General features: G+C 44.6%; 19 protein-coding genes. 12 read left to right on the top strand and 7 right to left on the bottom strand.

The features are described 5' to 3' along the window. Window positions 1-180: 180 nt before the first annotated feature. Entirely contained in the window at window positions 181-1176 is a 996-nt protein-coding gene (locus G464_RS0103905) for a bifunctional methylenetetrahydrofolate dehydrogenase/methenyltetrahydrofolate cyclohydrolase (RefSeq protein ID WP_021618500.1), read from the bottom strand. 131 nt (window positions 1177-1307) lie between these two features. Here G464_RS0103905 and G464_RS0103900 point away from each other — a divergent pair, with 131 nt between their 5' ends. From G464_RS0103900 to G464_RS0103890, 3 genes are all read left to right on the top strand, one after another. Then, window positions 1308-2330, top strand: coding sequence for a metal ABC transporter solute-binding protein, Zn/Mn family (locus G464_RS0103900; RefSeq protein WP_022856813.1), 1023 nt, complete (start codon window positions 1308-1310; stop codon window positions 2328-2330). Window positions 2331-2513: 183 nt separating this feature from the next. After that, window positions 2514-3671, top strand: coding sequence for a metal ABC transporter ATP-binding protein (locus tag G464_RS08815; RefSeq protein ID WP_022856812.1), 1158 nt, complete (start codon window positions 2514-2516; stop codon window positions 3669-3671). Next, the gene (locus G464_RS0103890) at window positions 3658-4491 is read left to right on the top strand and encodes a metal ABC transporter permease (protein ID WP_026472594.1); all 834 of its coding nucleotides are present in this window, start codon (window positions 3658-3660) and stop codon (window positions 4489-4491) included. Before G464_RS08815 ends, G464_RS0103890 begins: the two co-directional genes overlap by 14 nt. Window positions 4492-5274: 783 nt before the next feature. Here G464_RS0103890 and G464_RS0103885 read toward each other — a convergent pair. After that, entirely contained in the window at window positions 5275-5874 is a 600-nt protein-coding gene (locus tag G464_RS0103885) for a CarD family transcriptional regulator (RefSeq protein WP_021618506.1), read from the bottom strand. Between the two features lie 122 nt (window positions 5875-5996). Between G464_RS0103885 and G464_RS0103880 the strand changes: the two genes are divergently transcribed. From G464_RS0103880 to G464_RS0103865, 4 genes are all read left to right on the top strand, one after another. Continuing rightward, window positions 5997-6728, top strand: a complete 732-nt coding sequence (locus G464_RS0103880) for a response regulator transcription factor (protein ID WP_021618507.1) — start codon at window positions 5997-5999, stop codon at window positions 6726-6728. A 92-nt stretch (window positions 6729-6820) separates the two neighbouring features. Next, window positions 6821-7897, top strand: a complete 1077-nt coding sequence (locus G464_RS0103875) for a sensor histidine kinase (protein ID WP_021618508.1) — start codon at window positions 6821-6823, stop codon at window positions 7895-7897. 122 nt (window positions 7898-8019) lie between these two features. Further along, on the top strand, window positions 8020-8427 hold the full coding sequence (locus G464_RS0103870) for a LexA family protein (protein ID WP_022856810.1): 408 nt from the start codon (window positions 8020-8022) through the stop codon (window positions 8425-8427). A 5-nt stretch (window positions 8428-8432) separates the two neighbouring features. Next, on the top strand, window positions 8433-9758 hold the full coding sequence (locus G464_RS0103865) for a Y-family DNA polymerase (protein WP_026472593.1): 1326 nt from the start codon (window positions 8433-8435) through the stop codon (window positions 9756-9758). On the opposite strand, the gene G464_RS0103860 is transcribed toward G464_RS0103865, so the two are convergent. After that, the gene (locus G464_RS0103860) at window positions 9755-10453 is read right to left on the bottom strand and encodes a ComF family protein (protein WP_080651142.1); all 699 of its coding nucleotides are present in this window, start codon (window positions 10451-10453) and stop codon (window positions 9755-9757) included. The two genes, G464_RS0103865 and G464_RS0103860, sit on opposite strands and share 4 nt — an antisense overlap. Window positions 10454-10533: 80 nt before the next feature. Further along, a complete protein-coding gene (locus G464_RS08810; protein WP_022856807.1) occupies window positions 10534-11625 on the bottom strand; it encodes an HAD-IIB family hydrolase in 1092 nt (363 codons plus the stop codon). A gap of 52 nt (window positions 11626-11677) precedes the next feature. On the opposite strand from G464_RS08810, the gene G464_RS0103850 reads away from it, so the two are divergent. Continuing rightward, entirely contained in the window at window positions 11678-12109 is a 432-nt protein-coding gene (locus tag G464_RS0103850; protein ID WP_022856806.1) for a metallopeptidase family protein, read from the top strand. A gap of 50 nt (window positions 12110-12159) precedes the next feature. Here the strand turns inward: G464_RS0103850 and G464_RS0103845 are convergent, their stop codons facing one another. Next, window positions 12160-13683, bottom strand: coding sequence for a DUF5719 family protein (locus G464_RS0103845; RefSeq protein ID WP_022856805.1), 1524 nt, complete (start codon window positions 13681-13683; stop codon window positions 12160-12162). Between the two features lie 2 nt (window positions 13684-13685). Continuing rightward, a complete protein-coding gene (locus tag G464_RS0103840) occupies window positions 13686-16946 on the bottom strand; it encodes a glycosyltransferase family 2 protein (RefSeq protein ID WP_155237050.1) in 3261 nt (1086 codons plus the stop codon). Window positions 16947-17301: 355 nt separating this feature from the next. Here G464_RS0103840 and G464_RS0103835 point away from each other — a divergent pair, with 355 nt between their 5' ends. The 4 genes from G464_RS0103835 to G464_RS0103820 all read left to right on the top strand — a co-directional run bounded on the left by G464_RS0103835 (window position 17302) and on the right by G464_RS0103820 (window position 22193). Next, window positions 17302-18759, top strand: coding sequence for an LCP family protein (locus G464_RS0103835; RefSeq protein ID WP_022856803.1), 1458 nt, complete (start codon window positions 17302-17304; stop codon window positions 18757-18759). A 35-nt stretch (window positions 18760-18794) separates the two neighbouring features. Further along, complete coding sequence (locus G464_RS0103830) at window positions 18795-20093, top strand: LCP family protein (RefSeq protein WP_022856802.1); 1299 nt, start codon at window positions 18795-18797, stop codon at window positions 20091-20093. A 68-nt stretch (window positions 20094-20161) separates the two neighbouring features. Next, window positions 20162-21901, top strand: a complete 1740-nt coding sequence (locus tag G464_RS08805; protein WP_080651141.1) for an FtsK/SpoIIIE domain-containing protein — start codon at window positions 20162-20164, stop codon at window positions 21899-21901. Between the two features lie 13 nt (window positions 21902-21914). Continuing rightward, window positions 21915-22193 carry a WhiB family transcriptional regulator gene (locus G464_RS0103820; protein WP_021618520.1) on the top strand — a complete coding sequence of 93 codons (279 nt, stop codon included), beginning with the start codon at window positions 21915-21917 and terminating at the stop codon, window positions 22191-22193. 58 nt (window positions 22194-22251) lie between these two features. Here G464_RS0103820 and G464_RS0103815 read toward each other — a convergent pair whose 3' ends face one another. Beyond that, entirely contained in the window at window positions 22252-23772 is a 1521-nt protein-coding gene (locus G464_RS0103815) for a sensor histidine kinase (protein WP_021618521.1), read from the bottom strand. Window positions 23773-24033: the final 261 nt, after the last annotated feature.

Raw genomic sequence — 24033 nt, 5'->3', positions numbered from 1 at the left:
GTATAAAAATAACCACATTCACACCGAGGCGATGTCTTAACACATACCAGTCAGAGGAATCAACTGATACCTACTAGACAACATCTCCCCTAAACCCCCGCTAAAATACGAAGAACCGGTTAAGTATCGCAAGCTCACCCCCCCCCAAAAAAAGCCGACTACAGACTGCAGATAATCAGATTACGCAGCTTTTCTTTCCGCCATTTCTACAATATTTTTCAACAACATAGCACGTGTCATTGGACCCACTCCCCCTGGATTTGGAGTGTATGCACTCGCTTTGGCGTGACATGCTGGGTCAATATCGCCATGAATTTTCCACTTACCTTCGTCTTCAACGAAAACACGCGAAACTCCCACATCAACAAGCACAGCACCGTCCTTAATCATATGTGGTTTCACAAAATAATCAGATCCCATAGCAGCAATAACAATATCTGCCTGACGAATTTTATCTTCAATATTGCGCGTGCGTGAATGGCAGTTAATAACCGTCGCATCGTATCCGTGCAAACTCAGTAATAAACCAACTGTACGGCCAATAGTTATACCTCGACCCAACACGCAGACATCTTTGCCTAATAAATCAATACCTGCTGACTCAAGTAAAGCGATAACTCCTCGTGGCGTACAAGGCAAAGGCACAGCAGGAACGCTATCTGTGTGCAAAACTAACTGTCCTACATTCATCGGATGCATGCCATCTGCATCTTTTTCTGGAGCGATACTCTCCAATACTTTCAGTGTATTGACGTGCTTAGGTAAAGGAAGTTGCACAATAAAACCGTCACAAGCAGGGTCATTATTTAACTGCTCAACAGCGGCAAGAATGTCGTCTTCACTTGCCTCTGCTGGCAAATTAATACGAATAGAGTTAATGCCAATCTCAGCGCAATCTTTATGCTTGCCTGCTACATATTTCACAGAGCCAGCATCTTCACCCACTAAAATCGTTCCCAAACCGCACGTAACGCCCTGTTTTTTTAAGTTCTCTACTCGCTGAGCTAAATCAGCTTTCAGACTGTGCGCTAATTCAGTGCCACTGATACGTAAAGACTGTTCATTACTTTTGAAATTGCTTGCGTCACGATTATAAGCATTATGAGCATTATAAGCGTTATGAGCATCGACATTGTGCGCAGTGCCGTCATGCGATGTGCTGTCTGCTGTAGTCATTACTTCAACTCCCTGTAACGAATCCCTCTAGTGGCGTAAATACGTCTTTAATGGTACTATGAGGTGGTGCAATAGAATACATTCTGTGCACACTATGACATTGATACATAAGGTAGAAAGAGTCAAGTAAGATGAAAATGCATCGAAACTTTGACGTCAAAACTATTATCCGCCGTACTGTTGCCACATTGACTGTGGGCGCGGCCCTCTTTTCTGTGAGCGCTTGTGGCGCTAAATCTGCAGACAAGACAGAGAAAAAGGCAGATACTTCACAAAAAACTACAGCAAAAGATCCATTAACAGTTGTAGCTTCTGTTAATCAGTGGGGTTCGTTAGCACAAGAAATTGGTGGCGACCATGTAAAGGTCACGTCCATTATTAACAGTTCCAATGTAGAAGCACATGATTACGAACCATCTACAGCGGAAATTGCACAGCTTACAGCAGCAAATATTGCTGTGGTTAATGGCGGTCATTACGATGAGTGGGCAACTAAGGCATTGTCCTCAGCAAAATCGGTGCAAAGCGTGAACGCAGCTTCTATTATTGGAGCTAGCGAAAGCGATAATCCACATTTATGGTTCTCTTCCGATGCGCGTAAAGCAGTAGCAGAGTCCTTAAAGAAAACTTATGCTCAGCTTCTTCCTGCTTCGAAGGATTATTTCCAGAAGCAATATGATGCATGGTTGAAGAGCGAAACCGAACTCGACAATACTATGAACGAGTTCAAGAACAAGTATGCCGATACCCCGTACGCTGCAACTGAATCTGTTGCCTACTATCTCTACTCTGATTTGGGATTGAAGGACGTAACTCCAGAAGGCTATGCTAATGCGAGCGCGAATGAGTCAGAGCCAACTGCAGCAGATTTGCAAGCTTTCCAGAGTATTATTGAAGGTCACCAGATTAAGTTCCTTGTGAATAATCCTCAGGAAAGTTCTGACGCAACGAATATGCTCACTGGAACAGCTGGAAAGTCTGATATTCCTGTAGTCAATATTACTGAGCAAATTCCATCGCAATACACTACTTTGCATGCATGGATTAAGGCCTTGGTAGAAAACTTGACCGCAACCTTAGACACGGGTGTAAATCCAGATACCACTGTGTATGAGCAGTCTGAACACAGTGATCATGATCATGACCATGATTAATAAAACTCAATAGTTTTGTCAGTCATGGATAGCAGATGGAAACAGGGTGTTGAGTAACAAGCTCAGCGCCCATTTTCTTCTTACTTTCGTCACTGTCTATGCTTTTCGTTGTTTTAAATGTCTTTACTGTCGTTCTCTAAAGAGCCACACCATATAATACTGAAATAATACTGAAAGATTATCATGTCGTCTTTTTCTCACACTGATAAATCTGTGCAGTCGCAAGAGCAGAGCGTTGTTGCGCAGCCTACGCGGGATACGCAGACCGCACAGACCGCGCAACCAGACGCGCACACGCACGCTCAAGCTTCCGAGCCTGCTAAGACTTCCGAGCCTGCTATCGAATTTATTGATGCAGAGGTTCAACGCGCACACCGTGTTATTTGGTCACACGGCAATTTCTCTATTCCTACAGGTAGCGTAACTGCGATTGTGGGAACAAATGGTACTGGAAAAACCACTATGCTATCTACTGAGCTGGGTATTATTCCTTTATCGTCCGGACGTCTGCGCGTTCTAGGCGCAGCGCCTGGTAAGAAAAATGCGCGTATTGGCTATGTTCCTCAAAATTACACATCTATTAATGAAAGCAATATTACTGTTTTTGATTTTGTTCTTCTCGGTATTAGCGGTTCTCGTTGGGGCTTTCTGCCAAGTTCTCATGCAGATAGACAAGCTGTTGACGACATTCTTGATTTTGTGGGGTTAATGCACAAAGCGCAGTCACGTATTCGCGATTTATCGGGAGGTCAGCGTCAGCGTGCTGCTATTGCACAAGCTTTGGTTAACAAACCAGAGCTGCTTATTTTAGATGAGCCACTGGCAAATTTGGATATTGCCAGCCAACATTCTATTGTTGAACTGCTTGCAGAGCTTAATAAACGTACTGGTATGACCATTCAAGTTGTGGCTCATGATTTGAATGTTCTCCTGCCAATTCTGACCGGAGCCGTGTATTTGCTTGACGGACACCCTCATTATTCATCTATGAATAATATGCTCGATTCTAATCTTCTCACTCATTTATATGGCACAACTGTGGAAGTTATTACCACACCTCAGGGCGATATGTTTGTGACGCATAATTCAGATGTCGAGCCACCAAGTCGCACAGTTCATGATGAACATCCTACGCAGGACGCCGCTCAATGGCATTCACCTCACCATAAAGAGGAAAACTACGTGGAAAATTGTGCGGGCGAGCAGACAGATATCAAGCAGACAGAAGACATAGAACAGACTGAACATATCGAACTGGCAGAACATGCTGATAATCCGCACGCCCCGGCCGCTTCAATCTCTGCAGATTCTACGAGCACAAACCAGAATTTCGAGGCTTAACATGCAATACAATCCTTTATGGCATACAATTCTTCAAGCCGACTTTGTTCAACGCGCTTTTATTGCCAGCGTTCTTATCTCTGTTGCTGCTGGCGTTGTAGGTTATTTTGTTATTACTCGCAAATCTACTTTTGCTGCGCACGCTTTAGCTCATATTGGTTTACCAGGCGCAACTGGTGCTGTGCTTCTCGGCATTCCTGTTTTGTGGGGTATGGGTATTTTCTCGCTTTTGGGTGCTTTAACTATTGGAACTTTAGGTAAAAAAGCATCAGATAGAGAAGTTGCTACTGGCTCTGTTTTAGCTTTTGCCACTGCTTTGGGTTTGTATTTTTCTAATCTCTCTTCAGGCGCAGCAAAGCAAATGCAGTCTATATTATTTGGTTCAGTACTTACTATTACAAACGATCAACTAATATCTTTTGCTCTTCTTGATTGCCTGCTTATCCTCGTACTCGCTCTTATTTTTAGACCGCTCCTTTTCAGTTCTCTCGATGAGAGCGTAGCGCGTGCTAAAGGTTTACCTGTTACTGTTTTGGGTATTATTTTTATGGTTATGATGGCAAGCGTTATTACTGTAGCAGTTCCTGCTGTAGGAACATTATTGATTTTTGCTCTTGTTATTACACCAGCAGATACAGCGATGATGCTTACTCGATCCCCTTTGCGAGCCATTTTGATGACTGTTCTTCTCTGTTTAGCATCGATGTGGGGAGGTTTGATTCTCTCTACGATGTTCGATATGCCACCTAGCTTCGTTATTGTGAGCATAAGCGTAATTCTGTGGTTGCTTGCTAAGTTATACACGCGATTACGCGCTTAAACAGCTCATCGGACTTAACTGGGTGTTTAGTGGAGATGTTGCCCCAGTAGATTCCAGCTGATTCCTCCGGATGTTATGAGTCAAGACACCGCTCGGACGCGAATGCGGTTTGCCTTTATGAGTGCATATCGATACGCGCAACTGTTATGCCAGTTTTGATGCTATTTTTGTACATCAAAACTGGCATATCGGGTGTGTTAATCGATTAAGCAGAATGCGTAAGAGTAAGAGTATTTCGAATTTAACGCAGTTTGAAAGTTGATTGCGTGTAACAGCTGCAAAACTCCAGAGGGTGTTAGTTTTCTGTATATGATTGGACGTTCTATGGTGAGTTCCATTTAGAGTTATTGAGGCTGGTCGCAATGAGGTTGTGCTTGACCTGACCTATTTTGGTTCATCATATAAGTGGTTCGCTAGGTTAGCCGATATGCTGTGCACACCATAACCTTTCATCTTTCTCATGCAGCACACACAACCATACATGGTATTGCTCTTATTTAAGAGTGCTGCATGGCAACACACTGCTCCCAGTCAGGCTACGTTGAACATGTCATGTTTGGGAGCACACGAATGGGGATAACACACACACAGGGGAACCTCACTCATCACGTGCCACACACAGGTACGGCTTGCTGAAAAACCATGCCAGCGAGCCAAATCTCAAGAAGCCGAAAACATTCTTCTATTTCTCACAAAACAGCAGGGCACCAATCCCCGCGGATTGATACCCTGCTCTTATAGAACGTATCTCTTATAGAACGTATATAAACAGCTTAAAAGCTCTTACTTCTTCTTTTTCTTCGCTACTTCTTCAGCTTCTACACGACGCAAAGTTGCATCAGCAGGTTCTTCAGGAGCCTGAGCATGATGCTTCTCGTCGCCTGGCTGAGGCTGTTCATAGCCTAAATTAACATCAAGCAAACGCTGAGCTTCTTCTTCCTCCAACTTCTCACTCAAAGCAATTTCAGAAGTGAGAATAGTGCGAGCGCGTGAGAGCATGCGTTTTTCACCAGCAGATAAACCGTGATCGTTATCGTCACGCTGAGCTAAGTCACGTACTACTTCTGCGACTTTATTGACGTCACCCGAAGCAATTTTCTCCTGGTTTAATTTGTAGCGACGAGACCAGTTTGTCTTCTCTTCTACAATAGGAGTACGCAAAATTTCAAAAACTTTTGCCACAGCTACTGCGTCTACAATATCGCGTACGCCCAGCTGTTCAACGGTATCTGCTGGAACATTAATAATCAGGCCGTCAGATGAAAGCACAGACAGCTTGAGATATGTCTTTGTTTCTCCTCGTAATTCGCGTTCTGCAATTTCTTCAATGCGAGCTGCGCCATGGCGCGGATAAACGACGGTATCCCCGACCTTATAGTCCATAAAATAAGCCTTCCAGCAAAAATTTCAACCCGCTTAGTTTGCCATAAAGTAAGGACACGCATTTTCGCCATATCTTGCGCTATGATAATTACAGAATGGCAATCTAACAAGAAAGCTACATTATGAATATGTCTACAACGCGACCTGCACAGCATACTATCCTCGTGGTTGAGGATGAGCCAACCCTTGCTACTGCTATTGCACAGCGTTTAGCGTCTGAGGGATGGAATGCGCGAGTTATTGGCGATGGTGCAACTGCTGTTCAAGCTGCCATCCAGATTAAGCCTGATTTAATTATTATGGATATTATGTTGCCGGTTATGGATGGTTTAGAGGCGACCAAGCGTATTGTATCGTCCCGCCCAGTTCCAGTTCTTATGCTGACAGCTCGCGATGATGAGACTGATAAGATTATTGGTTTGAGCGCCGGTGCCGACGATTATATGACTAAGCCTTTTTCCATGCGCGAACTTATTGCACGATGCAAGGCTTTGTTGCGCCGCGTAGAACGTGCTAAGGTTATTGCCAAGAATTCTGAGAACGAGAAAATTTTACAGTTTGGCGGTTTGCTTATTGACCCAGCTCAACGTATTGTCACCTTGAATTCTGAGGTTGTGCATTTAACTCCTACTGAGTTTGATTTGCTCTCCACTCTTGCACGCAAGCCAAAGAGCGTACTGACTCGTGAAAAGCTGCTTGAGGAAGTGTGGGATTGGGTGGACGCATCTGGCACTCGTACTGTAGATTCGCATGTGAAGGCTTTACGTCATAAGTTGGGTGCCGATATGATTCGCACAGTACATGGCGTTGGTTATGCATTTGAGCCTCCTGCAGATGAGGGCGACGCTCAATAATTTCTATATTTCATCATTTCATGATTTTTATGGGCGCTACTCCCCTTGTTTCGTAAAGAAACAGGAAGTAGCGCTTTTTTACGGAGTTACAAATGAAATCTTCTCGCTCTACCTCAAAGAGTTCTCGCCATTTTAATAGTTATCGTCCTTTAGGGATTATTCGTTCACTGAAAATCGAGTTAAGCGTTCTTATTATTTTAGATACGTTTTTTGCTTTTGTTTTTGCGTGGGGCTTGCTTAAGTTAGGTATTTCTGGTTGGATTGCTTTACCTATTACTTTGGCGATTGCTTTAAGCGTTACTTATTTATTTGCGCAAGGACTTACTGCCCCTCTTCGTGAAATACGCGATGCTGCAGAATCTTTGACTCAGGGAGATTATACGAAGCGCGTATCTATGGCTTTAGAGAGCAATGATGAAATCGGTCAACTATCTCGATCCTTTAATGTGATGGCAGATGAACTCGAACATGCTGACCAAATGCGTCGTGATTTAATTGCTAATGTGAGCCACGAATTGCGTACACCTGTATCGGCTCTGCAAGCTTTAGTAGAAAATATGGCTGATGGTGTAGTAGAACCAACTCCTGCAAACTTAGAGGGCATTTTAAGTCAAACACAGCGTTTAAGCGATTTGATTGCTTTCCTGCTTGATTTAAGCCGAATGGAAGCAGGTGCTGCCAGTTTAGAGATTACTCGTTTTAATGTGCGTGATTTCTTGGATGACGTGATTGCACCTCTTGAAATTGCTGATGGCAGCCACAACCATCACGTATCTTTAGATGTTCCTCCGGCTTTATGGATGGACGGCGATGAAGATCGATTGCGTCAGCTTTTTACTAATATTATTGCTAATGCTCTTAAGCATTCTGCCGATAATACATCAATTCTGGTAGAAGCTCATGAAGATCTTCGTGTCGGTTGTGTTGTGACCAATGTTGTGAATTTTGGTTCTCAAATTGCACCGGAAGACCGTTCAGATATTTTCCGCCGCTATGTTAAGGGACACCGCAATCGTCCAGGAACAATGTCAGGCGGAACGGGGTTGGGCTTGTCTATTTCACGATGGGCTGCTGGTCTTCATGGGGGCACTGTGAAAGTTGTGGACGATATACGTGGCGTAAATTTTGAAATTACTTTGCCTCAATACCACAATAACAGCACGAAGTAATCTAAGTCGTTATCCTTATACAACGCTCTGCACACAGCCTATATATTGGCATGTCGCAGAGCGTTTTTTCGTCCAGCCCACCTGAAAAACTATTCGAACAAATGTTCGAAAGGTGGTGTGTTATGGCAGCAGTGCGCGCGAAATCTCATACGGGTTTTCCTTCCGTAGCACAGGATTATTTCTCCTCCGATTTTTCTTTCGATGCCAATATTATTACGCATCCAGATACCACTTTTATTATGCGTATTAATGGTTCCTCTATGGAAGGTGCAGGAATTTTTGATGGCGATATTATTCTCGTTGATCGTTCTCTTACTCCAGAGCATGACGATATTGTTGTTATTACCTATGAGGGAGAACTTCTTCTGAGGCGATTAACTACAAATAATCAAGGCAACCCCGTGCTGAGCACCTATGCTATGCACGATAAAGATATTCATCTGTATTTTGATGAATCAATAACCTTGTGGGGCGTGGTTATAGGAAGCTATCATCCTCAACATAGCTCTGTTCGAAACATACGGGGGTGAGAATGATGGCAGTACTAAGGGCACCAAGCCAATTTATTTTAGCTGATGCAGATAGCTTTTTTGCCTCATGCGAGAAAGTTTTTAATCCACGTCTTGCCAATATTCCTGTTGTTGTTCTATCTAATAATGATGGTTGTGTGGTAGCACGCAGTTTTGAAGCAAAACAGCTGAAAATTCCTGAGGGAATTGCATGGTTTAAAATTCGTGATTTTGCCAGAGAACATGGCGTAGTAGCCTGTAGTTCAAATTATGAGTTGTATGCCAGTTTATCAACCAGAATGATGCATGTGATGAACCAATTTTTTGCTCAGCAGCATGTGTATTCAATTGATGAATGTTTTTTCGACGTGCAAGGGCATAGTTCAGATTTAACCAGCAGATGTGAAGCCATGCAAAAAGCAGTGTGGAAAGGTTTAGGACTACCTATTTCTATTGGCATTGCTCCCACGTGCACTTTAGCCAAGGTGGTGAGCCATTGGTCAAAAAAACATGTGGGAACACGTACTATTATGAGCTGGGATGAGGCTCTATCTATTAATCCTCATTTTCTTCAGCTTATTCCTGTAAACGATGTATGGGGAATCGGTAGACATTTAGCTCCAAAATTAATGAGTATGGGCATTCTTACAGCCGCTCAGTTACGAGACAGCGATCCCGTAGCCATGCGTAAGCACTTTAACGTATCTGTACAGCAAATAATTTTGGAGCTACGTGGAATAGCGTGTATTGATTTTAATTCTGAATCTAATGCTCTCGATGGAAAACGCCTTCATCAGATTATGTGTTCGCGCATGTTTTCTCATACGCTACGTGATATTGCATCTTTGAAGCAAGCTATTAGTGTCTATGCGCAAAAGGCTACGTATCGATTGCGCCGTCAATCTAGCTTATGTTCGAGCATTTCCGTATTCTGTTCCACTAGTCGTTTTGCTCAAGATGGAGACCATTCACATATACATGGAATCCGTGCTTTAGACGAGCCCACAAACGATCCTTTGATTATTACACAGCAAGCCTGTGCTTGTATTGAAAAGCAGATTGAAGAAGGAAAACCTTATGCGCGTGCGGGAGTTATTCTACAGGGGCTTATTGATGATGACACTTATTCTCCCCTAGAGGTTTTTCAACCACATATCGACCGCGGTGTAGGAGATATTCTCGAAATTGCACGACAGCGCTTTGGCCCCATGCGTGTAGGCATTGGTTATGGCGGAATCCGCTCTGCGCAACGCTTAAACGAAGATACGGGAGCACAATGGAGCATGAAACGTGAATTCTTATCTCCTCGAGCAACCACCTGCTGGCCAGAAATGGTAAGCGTACGCGCTTAAGCATCTGCGTTCTGTTCACGCACATCCGCTAAGCAACAGGCGGCTACAATCTGTGCATGATGTGAGCGAAGGAAGCGTATACAAGCACGCATAGTTGAACCCGTAGTTACAATATCGTCGATAAGAATCACCTGAGCATGAGCCATACTATGCGTTGCACACAATCGCAATCCTTTGTCTAAACGATGCAAACGATTATGTCTATCGTTCGCTGTTACCGCTTTATGCACCTGTGGCGTCATGCCCACAGCGTCACACACATGCGCTGACCATGCCAATCCGTATGCTCGCGAATACGCGTTCATCATACGCGATATGAGCTGAGCCACGTTATGCATATGTGCACGACCTCTACGACGTAGCGAGGATTGCGATGATGGAGCTGGAACAATACACCATGACACTTCCTCATCATAATGTTCTATAGCATCTACACAGCGTACAGCCAATAGTGATGCAAAAAGGAGGTCTAATTCTTCATCTCCATGATCTTTCCACGACAATATAGCTTGACGAACCGGACCTTGATAACGCGCACACGATAAAACTCGTAATGTCGGCGCAATATCGCGCGTATATGAATCATCAAAATACTGCATGCAGGAGTTACACAGAACAGCGTCTTTACGCCCGCAGCCTGCGCAACGACGGCTACATATAATCAAACTAAGCATGCGAAGAAACGAAGGAATCATGAATGTATTCTATGGCGCGCTCCTAGGAGAAGAAAATACAGAACTACATGTGAACCAATGTGAATAACACGCCGTGTTTTCTAAGCAAAAACTAAGCGATATCCCCCACCGCGCACGGTCTGAATACGTTGTGGCATCTGAGGATTATCTTCTAAAACAGCACGTAATCGAGCAATAGATACACTCAATAATCGTGTATCTCCTGAATCTTCGTATCCCCACGCCTGTTTGAGTAAATCTTCACGGCTTACTACTTCACCACGAGCATGAAGAAGAGCTAAAAGCAAACTAAATTCAGTATCAGCAATAGCGACTTCTTTGTCATGAACCCACACACGACGAGACACAACGTCAATCATAATCCCATGAGTATATGCGCGCATAAAACTGCGCATAAAATCATTCGTATCATCCGGCCCATCCACACGCACAGCATGAGTTCCAGCCACAGCAGCAGGGTAATCGTTGCCACCTTCACTCATGCGATCTCCTACGAAAACAATATCGGAGGTGGAAATATTAAATTGTTGCGCTATCTTAGACACAGCAAAAGCTTTATCTATACCCCGGCTAGAAATATCTACACTAGTAGCACCGGCTACACGTACCGTTAAATCAGGCAGTTCACGCTGAACATGTGCAGCTAAAACAGTGCGCTTCGAGCCATCCGCATCCCACGCTTCTTTTAAGTCAAGATGAGCTTGAGAGCCTAAAGCTGAAAACGTAATCTGACTGCCTCTATCTTCAATACGCACACCATCAGTATGCTTATACCATAATCCCAAAGCTCGAGCGTATTTCTCTAAAGCAGCCTGTGCCCTATTTTTCTGATCAGCAGTCAGTTCGAGAACATACCACGGCACATACGAGCGACCATTAAAACGATAATATGACGTTCCTGTTGTAGGCAACAACACAAGATGAGGGGCATACGCATAAGGTGCAACCGAATCTAAGACTTGCGACTCAATCAATTCATAACGTCCACCAGTTACAATTGCTACGGGAAGTATGTGGGTCAGCGAAATAAATAAGCGAGCCGTCTCATCGCTCATCGGCATTTTAGAACGTGCTAAGGTATTATCCAAGTCAAAACCTAATACGCGCGCTACAGCAGCATAATCACTCATCACAATATCTCGAGCATGCGGCACTACAAGTTTAGACGTCATCGTGTCACCTTTCCACTGTCCCTATTGTACAGGCACTGCTAAGCTACATAGTATGAATGAACAACCCTGGACTCAACCCATCTATCGTAACCGTCATGGTCGAGGATTACGCCGTCCAGTTTTTACTTCTCTTCCTCACGACCGCACATCGTCAGGTCTTTTTGATGCTATGGTTTCTGCTCAAGTAAGCCGATTGAAACGTGCCTGGCCGCATTTATTGAATACTATAGAATTTGCTGTAGAAGATGTTCCGCCTTCCGACCCTTTGGCGTGGGAAGAATACAAAGTTGTTTTATCTCAGAACTTTCCTGCACGACATGGTATTCCTGCTCGCATTGCTTTGTATCGTAAACCAATAGAGTTTCGTGCCTCTACCCGCACAGATATGCAGATAATTATTCGCTACGAAATTGTGGCGCAGTTAGCAGATTTATACGGTATGAGCCCTGAAAGTATTGACCCCTCGTGGTCAGATAAGAACTAAAACTATAGACGAACGCCTGCTCTTGTAGAAAAGCAGGCGTTTAGCGTAGTTTAGTTCAGAACTGAATGTTTATGCGTAATTGTGTATTGTGCTGTAGATAAGTCCATTGATGTGGCAACAGAGGTAGCACGTGCAGTTACCTGCGCTTTACTCAGAGCCTCCATACTAAAGCTTTGTCCCACAACCAAAGCGGATGCGCCTTTACTCTTTTGAGAAATTTGTACCAGCGCTACTCCGCTGCCCAAATCGCTGGCTTGAATCTGTGCCACGCTATGTGAGGCAAGAGAAATATCCTTATTACCCACTTGCTGACCATCAGCATTAAAAGCAACCACATGTACATCTTGGGAGTCGGACAGTATATTCGTCACGTCAATGGTGGCAGAAGCACTATCAGGAACAGCTGCAGCATAAGCAGACTGTGCAGCATGACCATTAGTCATAGAAAAATCGTTCTGCCCATCCGAGGCAGCCGCACCAGTGCCATATAATGCCGCCACCACAGGCGTTGTCGAAGTCACGACAATTGCTTGCGTACCTTGCGGCATCGCATCAAAATCACTCACGCTTAACTGCCCCGCGTTATACTCCACATCGCGCTTCTCGATTTCGCCCTGTGCACCGACAAAGCTCAATCGCGCCGAACCGCTCCTGTTGGCGGCATGAATAGCCAATCGCCCTTGCCGCACTCCATCAACAGCTGGAATAACCTGCTGCACAGCGGCAGAGCTAACTGGAACAATATAGTCAGATCCCTGCGGCACCAAACCATTCATATGCACAGCCTGAATCACCGCTGCCACAGGAGCAGAATTCGATGTAACCGTAACAAAAGCAGCGTCTTTCACATCGAAAGCAGCCGATAAATCAATCGTGGTTTCTGCATGAGCTGCCACGGTTGCTGTTGCATGGGTTTCAAACTTCAATTCTTCTGCAGAACCAGAACCATATGCCTTTAACTGCACTGATGTGGATTTATCGGAAGCATTCGCCACAATCAGCTGTTGAGACCAACCCGTATCTGTTGGCGGAATAAGGAAGGATTGAGAAGAACTAAAAGGCACGCATGAGGCTGCGGACAAACCCCGTAAATCTGCCTGTGTAGCCCACGATAGCACCGTTCCAGCAGCGCCCGTAAATTTTTGTGCTGCTAAAGTGCGGGTAGATAAAACGCTCGACGTTCCAGCATCACCCGCAACTGTATGCACATCACCGTTGCTCATTGTTTTATTATCAAGCAATGAGCTGGTATCTGTGTGATTCACACTTTCTTTCTGCGCCTGATACAAAGCACCCATCAAGCCCACACGCATACTGGAGCTTAAATCACCAGCACTTGCCTGAAAATCAGAGTCACCATAATTACCTGTATCTGCAAGCTGCATACGAGCTGGGCAATACATCGAAGAATTCACCTGATCAACATTGCGGGTTTGTGCTGCAGAGCGAGACTCGTTGTAGCTCACAAAAGATGGTCGAATAACACCGGAGGCAAGGAAGGCGGAGGCTCCAACTAATGCCACAGCACTCACGCTTGCTCCTGCAATGGATAATACTTTACGTGCAGTAGACACTTTTACTCTCCTTCTCGCGCACCCAAGCGTGGCAGACCCAAAATAAGATAAACAAGACCCACAAGAACCATGGCAGCCAACCATACATAACGCATCACACTAGTAGAGGCAGCGTCAAAGCCCTTCATATTCACACCTTGCTCTTGCGAAGCTCTAATGGAAATACGAATATAAGCACCCTGATCTGTATTCACCACCGTTTCCGTATTATTCGAAGCAGAAGCATGAGATACAAAAGAGCTGAACGCACTATCAGCGCCGTTATACACAACGTAAATGCCGCCAAAACCAGCATCACTTAAAGCCGCAATAGCATCATCATGTGAATTTTCTTGCAGTTGAGCAATCGCTTCTTCCACATGAGCTTGCTGCTTATCCCATGATGCTGGGAATACGCTGGAGGCATCAACTGCTGCAGACGAACTAATAATATCACCGTGAGCACTGGTGAGCACAGAATAATCAACAGTGCGATTGCTTTGCGGCGATACAACTAGAACTCGGCGAGCAGAATTACCCTTAAGATATTCTTGAGCCACAATTGGTAAGGATGCAGAGCTCGATGTGAGAGATTGAGAAGATAAGCTCGTGGCATATATACTGCTGGACACCGACCATGCAAGCGTAAGAACAACGCATAAGGCAATAACACAACTACGCGTTATACCGAAGGCAGTGCGCGCAACTGCTGTTTTCTCGCCACGCTTTCCAGGATCGACTACAGCTGCATCTTGCTCATCAAGCAAACGCTTATCTTTCTGCAAAATTGGCACAAACTGCGTAACAGCAGGGCCGCTCATCATCGCTAAACCAGACAAGATACACATGAGAACAAGAGATCCTGCCGGCAGCATAGACGCATATACAAGCCCCTGAGCATTCAACCCCACAGCAATACCAGAAGATACCACAGCTAAAACAACGCCAGTAAGTATGCCAATCCACATACTGCGCGATGGCTTCACACATTGAGGAATGCACAAGGTAATAACAGAGCACAACAGTGCAAGAGCCAAGCACACAGTAACAATAAGAGATACAGTAGAAGCCCACGACGAGCCCAAAGACTGTACGAGAGATGTATGAGTTGATGCATCGGCAGAAGGAATAAAGAGTTGAAGCAAAGCTTGGTAAGCGGACTGCCCAGCGCGCGCTCCTGAAGAAACACCTGAAGAGAGAGCACCCGATACTCCATTCGCTCCAGTAACACCCGAACCAACAGATACACCACTGGTCACATCAGCAAAAAGCTGTCCGAAACTATGTGGTTGACGGATAACTGCAATCAAGGTTGGAGCCAAAATAACTAGCGAAGGAACGCCCATCGAAACAAGCATAATCACATGGCGATGGTAAATAATCGACACAGCAATGCCCACAACAAGCATCGCTAAGAATAACTGTGGCTCACATGCACATACAACAGCGAAACATAAAGCCGCCCATGCACTCGCCTGAATCGAAGGCTCCGATTCAATCGGGTATTCCGTTTGATACACACCCAAGGCTTTGGCGGCAAAAGCTACAGCGGCTGGCAAGAACACATACACCAACATCATAGGCAAATGACCAGTGAAGAAAATACCGGTCATATATCCTGATACTACCCACGTCACTGCTAATGCTATGCGAGCAATATTCGATCGAGTAAAAATACCCACCAAAGCCCACATACTCATCAAAGCAGCTGGAGCAGCGAAGAGCACAATCACCGTACTAGTAGCGCTCGCATGACCAAAAGTTAACAGAGAAAATAAAGCATAAATCACGAGGAAAGGAGAAGGAGGCAGCTCTGTTCCAGTAATTCCTGCAAAGGTGTATGGCGTTGTTGCCACATTGAATAATTCTTGTGTGCTCGAAGCGGTAGACAAAAGAAGAGGTGACACAAGATGAACGCCCTGAAGAACTGCTCTGAGTGCTCCAAAATGGATAGCAAGATTAGCAAAGAAAACGATAACAGTAAAAACAGCTAACCAAGTGTAGCGTACCCGCGTTAAAGCACGCACATGCGCACGTACTAAAGGACTAACAATCTTATGACCGCGCTCAGAGAAGATATCACGCAAATGATCTTTGTACGAGCGCAAACTATCACTGCTCGCCACTAAAGCCTGTAGTTTAGCTAAAGATAATTCTTGCACACCGCTCAGTGCAGAACGCACAGAAGCAATAGCTCCCATATGAGTAAGGTTGTACCATGGCATAACCAGTTCACATAAAGCCTCATACGGTTTTTTCTTCATAAAATTCGCTATACCGCGCACCACAGCTAAGACTAAGCTTATTGGCCACATATAGAGCCAACGCACCATGGCAACATCAGAATATCGATATGTATCGCGTGCAATCATCTGTGTAAACGCTGTGTTTTTATAACTGCGCAAATCATCAGGATTTGTCGTGCGTGCAGTACCTTGAGCAGAACGTACGCCCTCTAGTCGCGCACGACGATGCGCCAAACGTGCACGAGGTTCCACAATCACACGACCACCTGAACGCACAACGCGGCGGCAAAAATCACGTGACTGACCAAAAGTACCTACTTGCGTATTAAATCCGCCTACACGCATCCAATCAGATACACGCACAAAAGCGCCTGCCAAAGACACCGCATATACATCTTGACGATTATCGTATTGATCTTGATCAATTTCTCCATCAACAACCAAAGACGTAACACCGTGTCGTGAATCAGCAAAATATCCAACATTAGACAGCACTTCGCCATCCCAGCTTAATTGCTTCGCACCAATAACCGTAGCCAAAGCATTATTGCGACGTACCTCATTCATTGTATCTACATACGAATCATCGAGTGGGCGCGAATCATCATGTAACAGCCACATATATTCAACTGCGCTGGTCAACATCCCGGAATCTAAAGCCTGATTGACTGCATGCGTTACCACTTCACCATAGGACTTACCTTGCGCAGTAACAAGAGATGCGCTCATAGGAAACATCTGCAAAGCTTTATGCGCAATAGCACCGTCGTGTTGTGCTGCCTTGTACGATGATGGAGCACAATTGACCACAAGAAGACTGCCTGGGAGAACTGTCTGATTGACAATGCTGATCAAGGTCTGCTCCACATAACGTGTGTCTTCTTCTACTGTAATAACAGCAGCCAAGCTCGCATCCACTGTTTTATGCTGCACTGTGGTTGCCTGACGTGCCACACGTGTAAGAACGTCTGCAAGGCTTACCGCATCATTTTTATCGGCTTTTTCGATGAATTCAGTACTATGGTGCAATCTATTCACGTGAACAACATTAGTTCACTTCGGCGATGTAAAGCAAAAATGCTCAGGTTTACTAACATGGTCTTTACACTCTCGCGCGATAACTGGGGTTCTTGGGCGAACCTAAGAGCACTCGCACGTTAGCAAGAGCACTGCGGCAAGACTAAAAGTATTCCCGCGCAATATCAAGGGAACTTCGGGAGCAATATCAAGGGAACTTCGGCTCAGCTAAGAATACTCACGCCATAGCAAGAAAACTTCGGCAACCTAAAATCAGCACAGATGAGAAAAAAATATGGATATATAGATATTTAACGTGCATGTGACGTGTCTTCTTTATAAACTTATCCACGTATATTAAGCGAAAGGGTAAAGAGTGACTCGACATTCACGTAAACATTCCGAATCATCAGTTCAGAGAGCACGACTATCTCATACGCCTTCTCACGCATACGGCTATAAAAAACCTTTAGCTTGGTTTAAAGCTCTTGCTGTAGTGTTGAGCGCTACTCTTGTTTTTGCTGGCACTGTTTTTGCAAGCGTATATACGCAGTTTTCTAAAACAATCAGTGAGTCAAGTGTCAAAATTATTAAGCAAAAAAATATTAAAAAAGAAATTATTGACCCAAACGCTGGTAAAGCTATTAATATCCTTATTTTAGGTACTGATAGTCGAGATGGCGCCGAAAATTCCGCTATTGGTGGCGCTAATGAAGTGGGCAATCATCAGGCTGATACCACTATGATTGCTCATATTTCTGCAAATCGCGAGTTTATCGATCTTATTTCTATTCCTCGTGATTCTATGGTGTCCGTGTCCAGCTGCGAAACATCTAAAGGCACTATTCCTGCACGCTCGAATGTTATGTTTAACTCGATTTTTGCTGAAGCATATAACCTCGGTGATGATTTATCTTCAGCTGCTACCTGCACTCTTAAAGCAGTAAACGAATTAACAGGTTTAGATATTTCTCAGTTTATTACTGTTGATTTCAGCGGTTTGAAAAATATGATTGATGCCTTAGATGGTGTTGACGTGTGCATTAGTAAGGATTTTTCAGATACTAATTCAAATCTCAGCTTGAGCCGCGGCTTGAATCATCTTAACGGTACTGACGCTACTCAGTACGCACGTACCCGTTATGGTTTGGGAGATGGCAGCGATGTGATGCGAACAGTGCGTCAACAGTATTTGATTAAAATGCTTATCCGTGAAGCACTTAAGCAGAATATTTTAACTAATTTTAATAAGCTGTATCAGCTTGCTAACACAGCACTGCAATCCTTAAATATTTCCGAAGGCTTAGCGAGTGCCAACACATTGATTGGTTTGGCATCAAGCTTAAAGAACTTTAAGGTATCTAATATTTACAGCCAAACTGTTCCTGTGCAAAACTGGACCTACGATGCTAACCGTGTGATGTGGACTGCAGATGCCCAGAGCCTGTTTGATCGTGTAAAAAATGATCAACCTCTTACTAACATTCCTCTCACCACCAGTGATTCGAACTCCTCGAGCTCTTCTTCAAGTACCTCATCCGACAGTTCATCTAATAGCTCAAACTCCTCTTCTGAGCGAGCTACAACAAATCAGGCTCAAAACCAGTCGCAGTCTCAAAATCAAACTCAATCCGACCAGACAGCTCAAACAGATAACAATACCCCAGATCCTCGCACGGACGTTATTACACGTGCAGATGGTACCCTCATTGATCCAGGTACTGGTGGAACTATAGACCCTGATTCCGGCGTTATTCACGATCCAAATACCTACTGGTCGATTGGATTAGCGGAAAAGTATTTGAACTACACTGTCTGCGGCATTGAGAGCTAATTGAGAGTTAATAAAAGTTACTAAAGAAGATAATTATGGCTAGAATTCCTCAGGACAATGCTCCCCGTTCGGAGAATGAACAACAGGCTCCTCCGAGCTTTCAACCTATGCGTTCCCGTTCCCAACGTTCGAGTAGCTCTGCTCAAGGCTCGGCTACTCGTAATAGCGAACGAGGTTCACATACGGATAGCATAACTCCTCCTAGTTTTTCGCCAACTGCTCCACGACGAAGCGCTCAGGGGTCAACTTCGCGTGCTCGTTCAGCGCAGGAATCTGTTCAGTATTCACGCCCTCAATATCGCAGTTCGCAATATCCGAGTTCTCGACCTTCCCTCTCCCCGAGAAACCCACAGGACGTAGTTCCGCGCCGTACTAAGAAGATTCGTTTTAGCCGCATCATCGCTATGCTTATCGTAAGTCTTCTAGCTCTGGGCATTGTTATCGGATGCTGGTCATGGTTCTGGGTTGACGGTCAGCTCAACCGCAGCATTGATTTAAGTCCTGCTCCTGATAACTCAACAGCAAACACGTGGTTAGTTTTGGGATCTGACGCACGTGATGGCGAAGTAGCAAGCCAAGATGCGTCATCAGTAACTGGTTTTAGAACAGATACGATTTTGGTTTTAACTAAGCCACGTAGTGGTCCTGCATCCTTGATCTCTATCCCACGCGATTCCTATGTTGAGGTGAACGGGATTGGCATGAAGATTAATAGTGTAGCGCAAAATGATGGTTATGATGCGCTTGTATCCTCTGTAGAAAATATTACCGGTACAAAGATTGACCACGTTGTGCAAATTGGTTTTGACGGTATTGCACATGTTGTTGATGCTTTAGGTGGCGTGGATTTATGCTACGACAATACTGTTAATGACGAGTATTCTGGCTTACAGTGGACTGCAGGTTGCCATAGCGCCGATGGCACGACTGCCTTGGCATTCTCCCGTATGCGTTATTCCGACCCTGAAGGAGATATTGGCCGTGCAAAGCGTCAGCGTCAAGTGATTGCTGCCGTGATGAAGAAGGCTGCCAGCGCCAGCACTTTAACCAATCCTTCTAAAGCTTTGAACGTTGCTTCTACAACACTTAAAGCACTTAAAGTAGATAATAAAACAGATACGGCAACTATGCTTTCCATGGCACTAGCTTTTAAAGCTGCTACGGGAAGTAAAGGAGTCAATGGTAGCGTCTACTACGATGATATTAATTACCAGCCTGGCGGTGTCGGATCTGCTATTCACTTAGTAGCACAAAAGAATTCGGAACTGTTTAGCTCGCTCAATTCAGGATCTATTTCCTCTGGTACAACAGTCGGAGGTCTGGTTAGCGAGTAGTTATTCACATTGGTTCACAATTTCATATTATTTTTTATCTGCCATAGTTTAAGCCTTAGCGTTGAACTATGGCAGTTTTATTTTCACGTTTTACCAAACAGAGCGGTTATGAGATTATCCCCTTGCTCATGATGCTTCTGCCTGCTCTTAGCTATGTCATTATGATGGTGTGGATGATTGCTCGTCAGCAGTGGATGTATGTGTTTTTTCTTCTCCCCTCGCTTCTCGTAAACATAACGCAGATAGTTAATACAGCCATACGGTCGCGAGCGCAGGCTCATACAGTCTCAGCGCCTTCAGCCCAGCAAAGCGATCAGAACACTGTTTTGCTCTCTCAATTGGCGGGTATCAAAGCTCCAGCAACATCGCAGACCCATAACACAATATGGTGGCAAAACCTTGTTCATGCATGGCATGCAGCCAATATGAATGCGCATATAGGTACTACATATCCTCACGATAAAACCAGCGTGAACATCTGTGCTCAAGGACCTCATGCCCTTATAGCAGGTACTACAGGCTCGGGCAAATCAGTTCTTCTTCAACGCTGGGTGTATGAACTGGCTCAGCATAATTCTCCTACTGCGGTGCAATTCGTTTTTCTCGATTTTAAGGGTGGATCAACCTTTGTTCACGCGCATCGTCTGCCGCATTGTGTGGGAAACGTCTCCAATTTAAATATGGCACATGCTGTGCGAGCTATTCGCGCTCTACGCCTAGAAATGACAAGACGTGAGCAGCTACTAAATTATGCAGGCGTAGCAGATATTCGTGATTTATCGAATCCTCCTGCGCGTTTAATCATTATGGCTGATGAGTTTTTTGCTCTGCTGAGTGATTTACCTCGTTACGCAAACGATTTTTCGACTATGGTTTCTTTAGGACGTTCTTTGGGACTGCATTTTATTATTTCCACCCAAAACCCGATGAATCAAGTCAGCTCGCATATCAAGGCGAATATGCCTTTGCATGCGTGTTTACGAGTAACTGACCCCTTGCAGTCGCTTGACCTGTTGGGAACCCCTGTAGCAGCACGCATTCAACCCGACTGTGTAGGAGCGGCTTTTATTCATGATGGTTCAACAGTAAAACCTGTTATTATTACTCCTCCAGAAAACATAGAAACTTTAATAGAGCAATGCCTTAAAGCTGCACGTTTTACAGAAACTATGCCTGATAATCAACTATTCAGCGCTCCTCTGCCTGATGTTCTGGGACGACCTACATATTCACCCGTTTCATCTGGCTGTGTGCTGTTAGGACAGGAAGATGATGGGATTACACTTCATCCTTTTATCATCGATTTTGCGCATAACCCGCCATGTCATATCGTGTTGACTCATATGGATTCGAATACTATTCATGCCGCTGTAAACAGCATCTTTGATTCCTTGAAATATAGCGGAGCGCATAACGAGCCAATAGGTAAAGCACATACAGTCATATACCGTGCACATGTTGAGCACTATAGCGATGATTTACGGCTTCCCCACCCCTCTAGCACTCTCATCATTAGCGTGTCTCAATGGTCACGCTTTTATTCTTCTCTTCCTGCAGATCAGCGACCTCTGTGGAATCAAGCGCTGATTATGTGTCCCGCTTATCTCGTTGATTCACTCTACATACCTGGTCGTAGTATTAGCGAGCAGACACACACTCTGATAAAAGATTATGTACACTCCAATCCTCTTCGCGTTATCGTGCTGAATAACGATAGTCATCTCGTTCAGCTTTTCCACGTAAATTCCTCAAAAACTCTTGAAAAGTCGGCAACAGTGTGGTTACCTATTGAACAGGAAAAAGATTAGAAGAGGAGACACCATGAGTAGCTCTTATGATTGGCGTGCAAAAGCAGCTTGTCGCGATAAAGATCCAGAGCTTTTCTTCCCTGTAGGAAATACAGGAGCAGCATATCAGCAAATTGAAGAAGCTAAAACTGTGTGCCGTTCATGCGAAGTTATTGACTCCTGCTTGCGCACAGCTCTCGACACAAATCAAGATTACGGTGTTTGGGGCGGTATGAGTGAAGACGAACGTCGCGCTTTGAAGCGTCGTGCTATGCGTGCACGCCGTAGCGCAGCATTAGGATTGCATCACTAAAACGCACTTTTAAAGCGGTGTTCAGATATTTTCTGGACACCGCTTTTCTATATATAACTTATTCAGTTGCTCGTAATACCATTTTCATTTCAATACGTGTTCCGCCATCTCTACCAGGCAACCAGCGTATTGAACCATTAAAGTCATTTTTCACAAAGGTATTCACAATCTGAGTTCCTAGTCCAGAACCTGACGATTTCGCAGACATCATATCGGCGTCTGCTTCGGCATCAATCCCCTCGCCATCATCTTCAATAACAATATCGAGGATATTTCCTGCGCGTCCAATAGAAATATTTATATGCCCTGACTGCAAGTTCTCATAACCATGCTCTACACAGTTCGTCACCAACTCAGTCAATATAAGCGATAATGGGGTTGCATCTTGAGCAGGAAGCATACCAAACTTACCCACATAAGAAATATCAATGTGCTGATCTTTAGCAGACGCTAAATCTACGCTCATACGCAGTAAATTAGAAATAACAGCATCAAAATCTACAATTTCATCAGCTGTCTGGCTCAAGCCTTCATGCACAACAGCAATAGTTTCAATACGACGCTGAGCTTCTTCGAGTTCTTTACGTACTTCTTCAGACTTCGTACGCCGTGCTTGTAATCGCAGCAGAGACGACACAGCCTGTAGATTATTCTTCACACGGTGATGCACTTCCGAAATCGTTGCATCCTTAGTCTCCAACTGACGCTCGCGCCACCGTAATTCTGTAATATCGCGGCATAGAACCAAAGCACCTGTACGTTTGCCATCAGCGTCCAGAGGCAAAGAACGCATAGAGACAACCGCTCCCCTGGCTTCCAACACCGCGGCCGCAGCTGCCTTCCCCATAAGAACCATTGGCAAAGCTTCAGGCAACTTCTCTTGTTGATCGACGTGGTCTAACACAAATTCACTAAAATAGCCGCCAACCATATTGCCAGTTACACCAATGCGCCTAAAACAACTAATGGCATTCGGAGCAGCATACATAACCATACCGTCTGCATCCAGTACAACAAAACCATCGGCTACGCGAGGGTCATGACGGCGGTATTTGCCACGAGCCAAAGATAAACGATTCTCATATGGAAAATCACCGTTGGTAATCATATAAAACAGCTGCTTACCTACTCCAATACTACTCATCTCGTAGTAACCGTTATCTCCGCGCGTATCCATATTCGTTTCACGCACTACCATCGCGATAACGCGATTATTGCGAATCACAGGAGTGGCCACATCGCAGACAGTAACCCCATCAACCACACGGTAATGATCCATACGTGACATGTTATTTGTGCGCCACGTATTCTCTAATAATGGAATTAGCTCTGTTTCTGGATTCTCGCCCACCCAATCAGATTCAATTCTCGAAATCGCTGTAGATGGACGGCATTGGGCAGCAACAATAAATTTCGACACATCATCGCTATCATCCATATCCGGAGGAATAATGAGCAATAAATCAGAGAAGGTCAAATCTGCGATAATCTGCCAATCAGCAATTAAAGAATGTAATTGCTTTTTATCTTGAACATCATAGCCTGGCGTTTTCGAAATAAGCGAATTGAAATCATTCATGTATGCCAGTGTAGTTCAGTATATAGGCGAAACACGGGGAACAAGGAAAATAACAAGTATATTGGCTCTTCGGATTTCAGTAAGGTTTAGCAGAAGATGCCGTTTAGTCGGTTCCAGTTGATCCCTCTGGCAGTCAGGTGTCAAAACATCGTTACCGTGTGAATATGGTATATCGTCATGCGTGAAGTCGATACGCGCAACCGATATGCCAGTTTTGAAGCCATTTTTGTGCATCAAAACTGGCATAACAGGTGTATGAAT

This window comes from Alloscardovia omnicolens DSM 21503, from assembly GCF_000420505.1.
Taxonomy (GTDB): Bacteria; Actinomycetota; Actinomycetes; order Actinomycetales; family Bifidobacteriaceae; genus Alloscardovia; species Alloscardovia omnicolens.
The sequence above is the reverse complement of the archived record's forward strand: the minus strand, read 5'-3'. Positions and strand labels throughout refer to the sequence as shown.

Coding starts and splice junctions, on each gene's coding strand:
- G464_RS0103830 (WP_022856802.1), top strand. CDS start 18,795: ATGGCTAGAATTCCTCAGGACAATGCTCCCCGTTCGGAGAATGAACAA.
- G464_RS0103885 (WP_021618506.1), bottom strand. CDS start 5,874: ATGGACTATAAGGTCGGGGATACCGTCGTTTATCCGCGCCATGGCGCA.
- G464_RS0103820 (WP_021618520.1), top strand. CDS start 21,915: ATGAGTAGCTCTTATGATTGGCGTGCAAAAGCAGCTTGTCGCGATAAA.
- G464_RS0103900 (WP_022856813.1), top strand. CDS start 1,308: ATGAAAATGCATCGAAACTTTGACGTCAAAACTATTATCCGCCGTACT.
- G464_RS0103905 (WP_021618500.1), bottom strand. CDS start 1,176: ATGACTACAGCAGACAGCACATCGCATGACGGCACTGCGCACAATGTC.
- G464_RS0103865 (WP_026472593.1), top strand. CDS start 8,433: ATGGCAGTACTAAGGGCACCAAGCCAATTTATTTTAGCTGATGCAGAT.
- G464_RS0103815 (WP_021618521.1), bottom strand. CDS start 23,772: ATGAATGATTTCAATTCGCTTATTTCGAAAACGCCAGGCTATGATGTT.
- G464_RS08815 (WP_022856812.1), top strand. CDS start 2,514: ATGTCGTCTTTTTCTCACACTGATAAATCTGTGCAGTCGCAAGAGCAG.
- G464_RS0103850 (WP_022856806.1), top strand. CDS start 11,678: ATGAATGAACAACCCTGGACTCAACCCATCTATCGTAACCGTCATGGT.
- G464_RS0103860 (WP_080651142.1), bottom strand. CDS start 10,453: ATGATTCCTTCGTTTCTTCGCATGCTTAGTTTGATTATATGTAGCCGT.
- G464_RS08805 (WP_080651141.1), top strand. CDS start 20,162: ATGGCAGTTTTATTTTCACGTTTTACCAAACAGAGCGGTTATGAGATT.
- G464_RS0103880 (WP_021618507.1), top strand. CDS start 5,997: ATGAATATGTCTACAACGCGACCTGCACAGCATACTATCCTCGTGGTT.
- G464_RS0103870 (WP_022856810.1), top strand. CDS start 8,020: ATGGCAGCAGTGCGCGCGAAATCTCATACGGGTTTTCCTTCCGTAGCA.
- G464_RS08810 (WP_022856807.1), bottom strand. CDS start 11,625: ATGACGTCTAAACTTGTAGTGCCGCATGCTCGAGATATTGTGATGAGT.
- G464_RS0103875 (WP_021618508.1), top strand. CDS start 6,821: ATGAAATCTTCTCGCTCTACCTCAAAGAGTTCTCGCCATTTTAATAGT.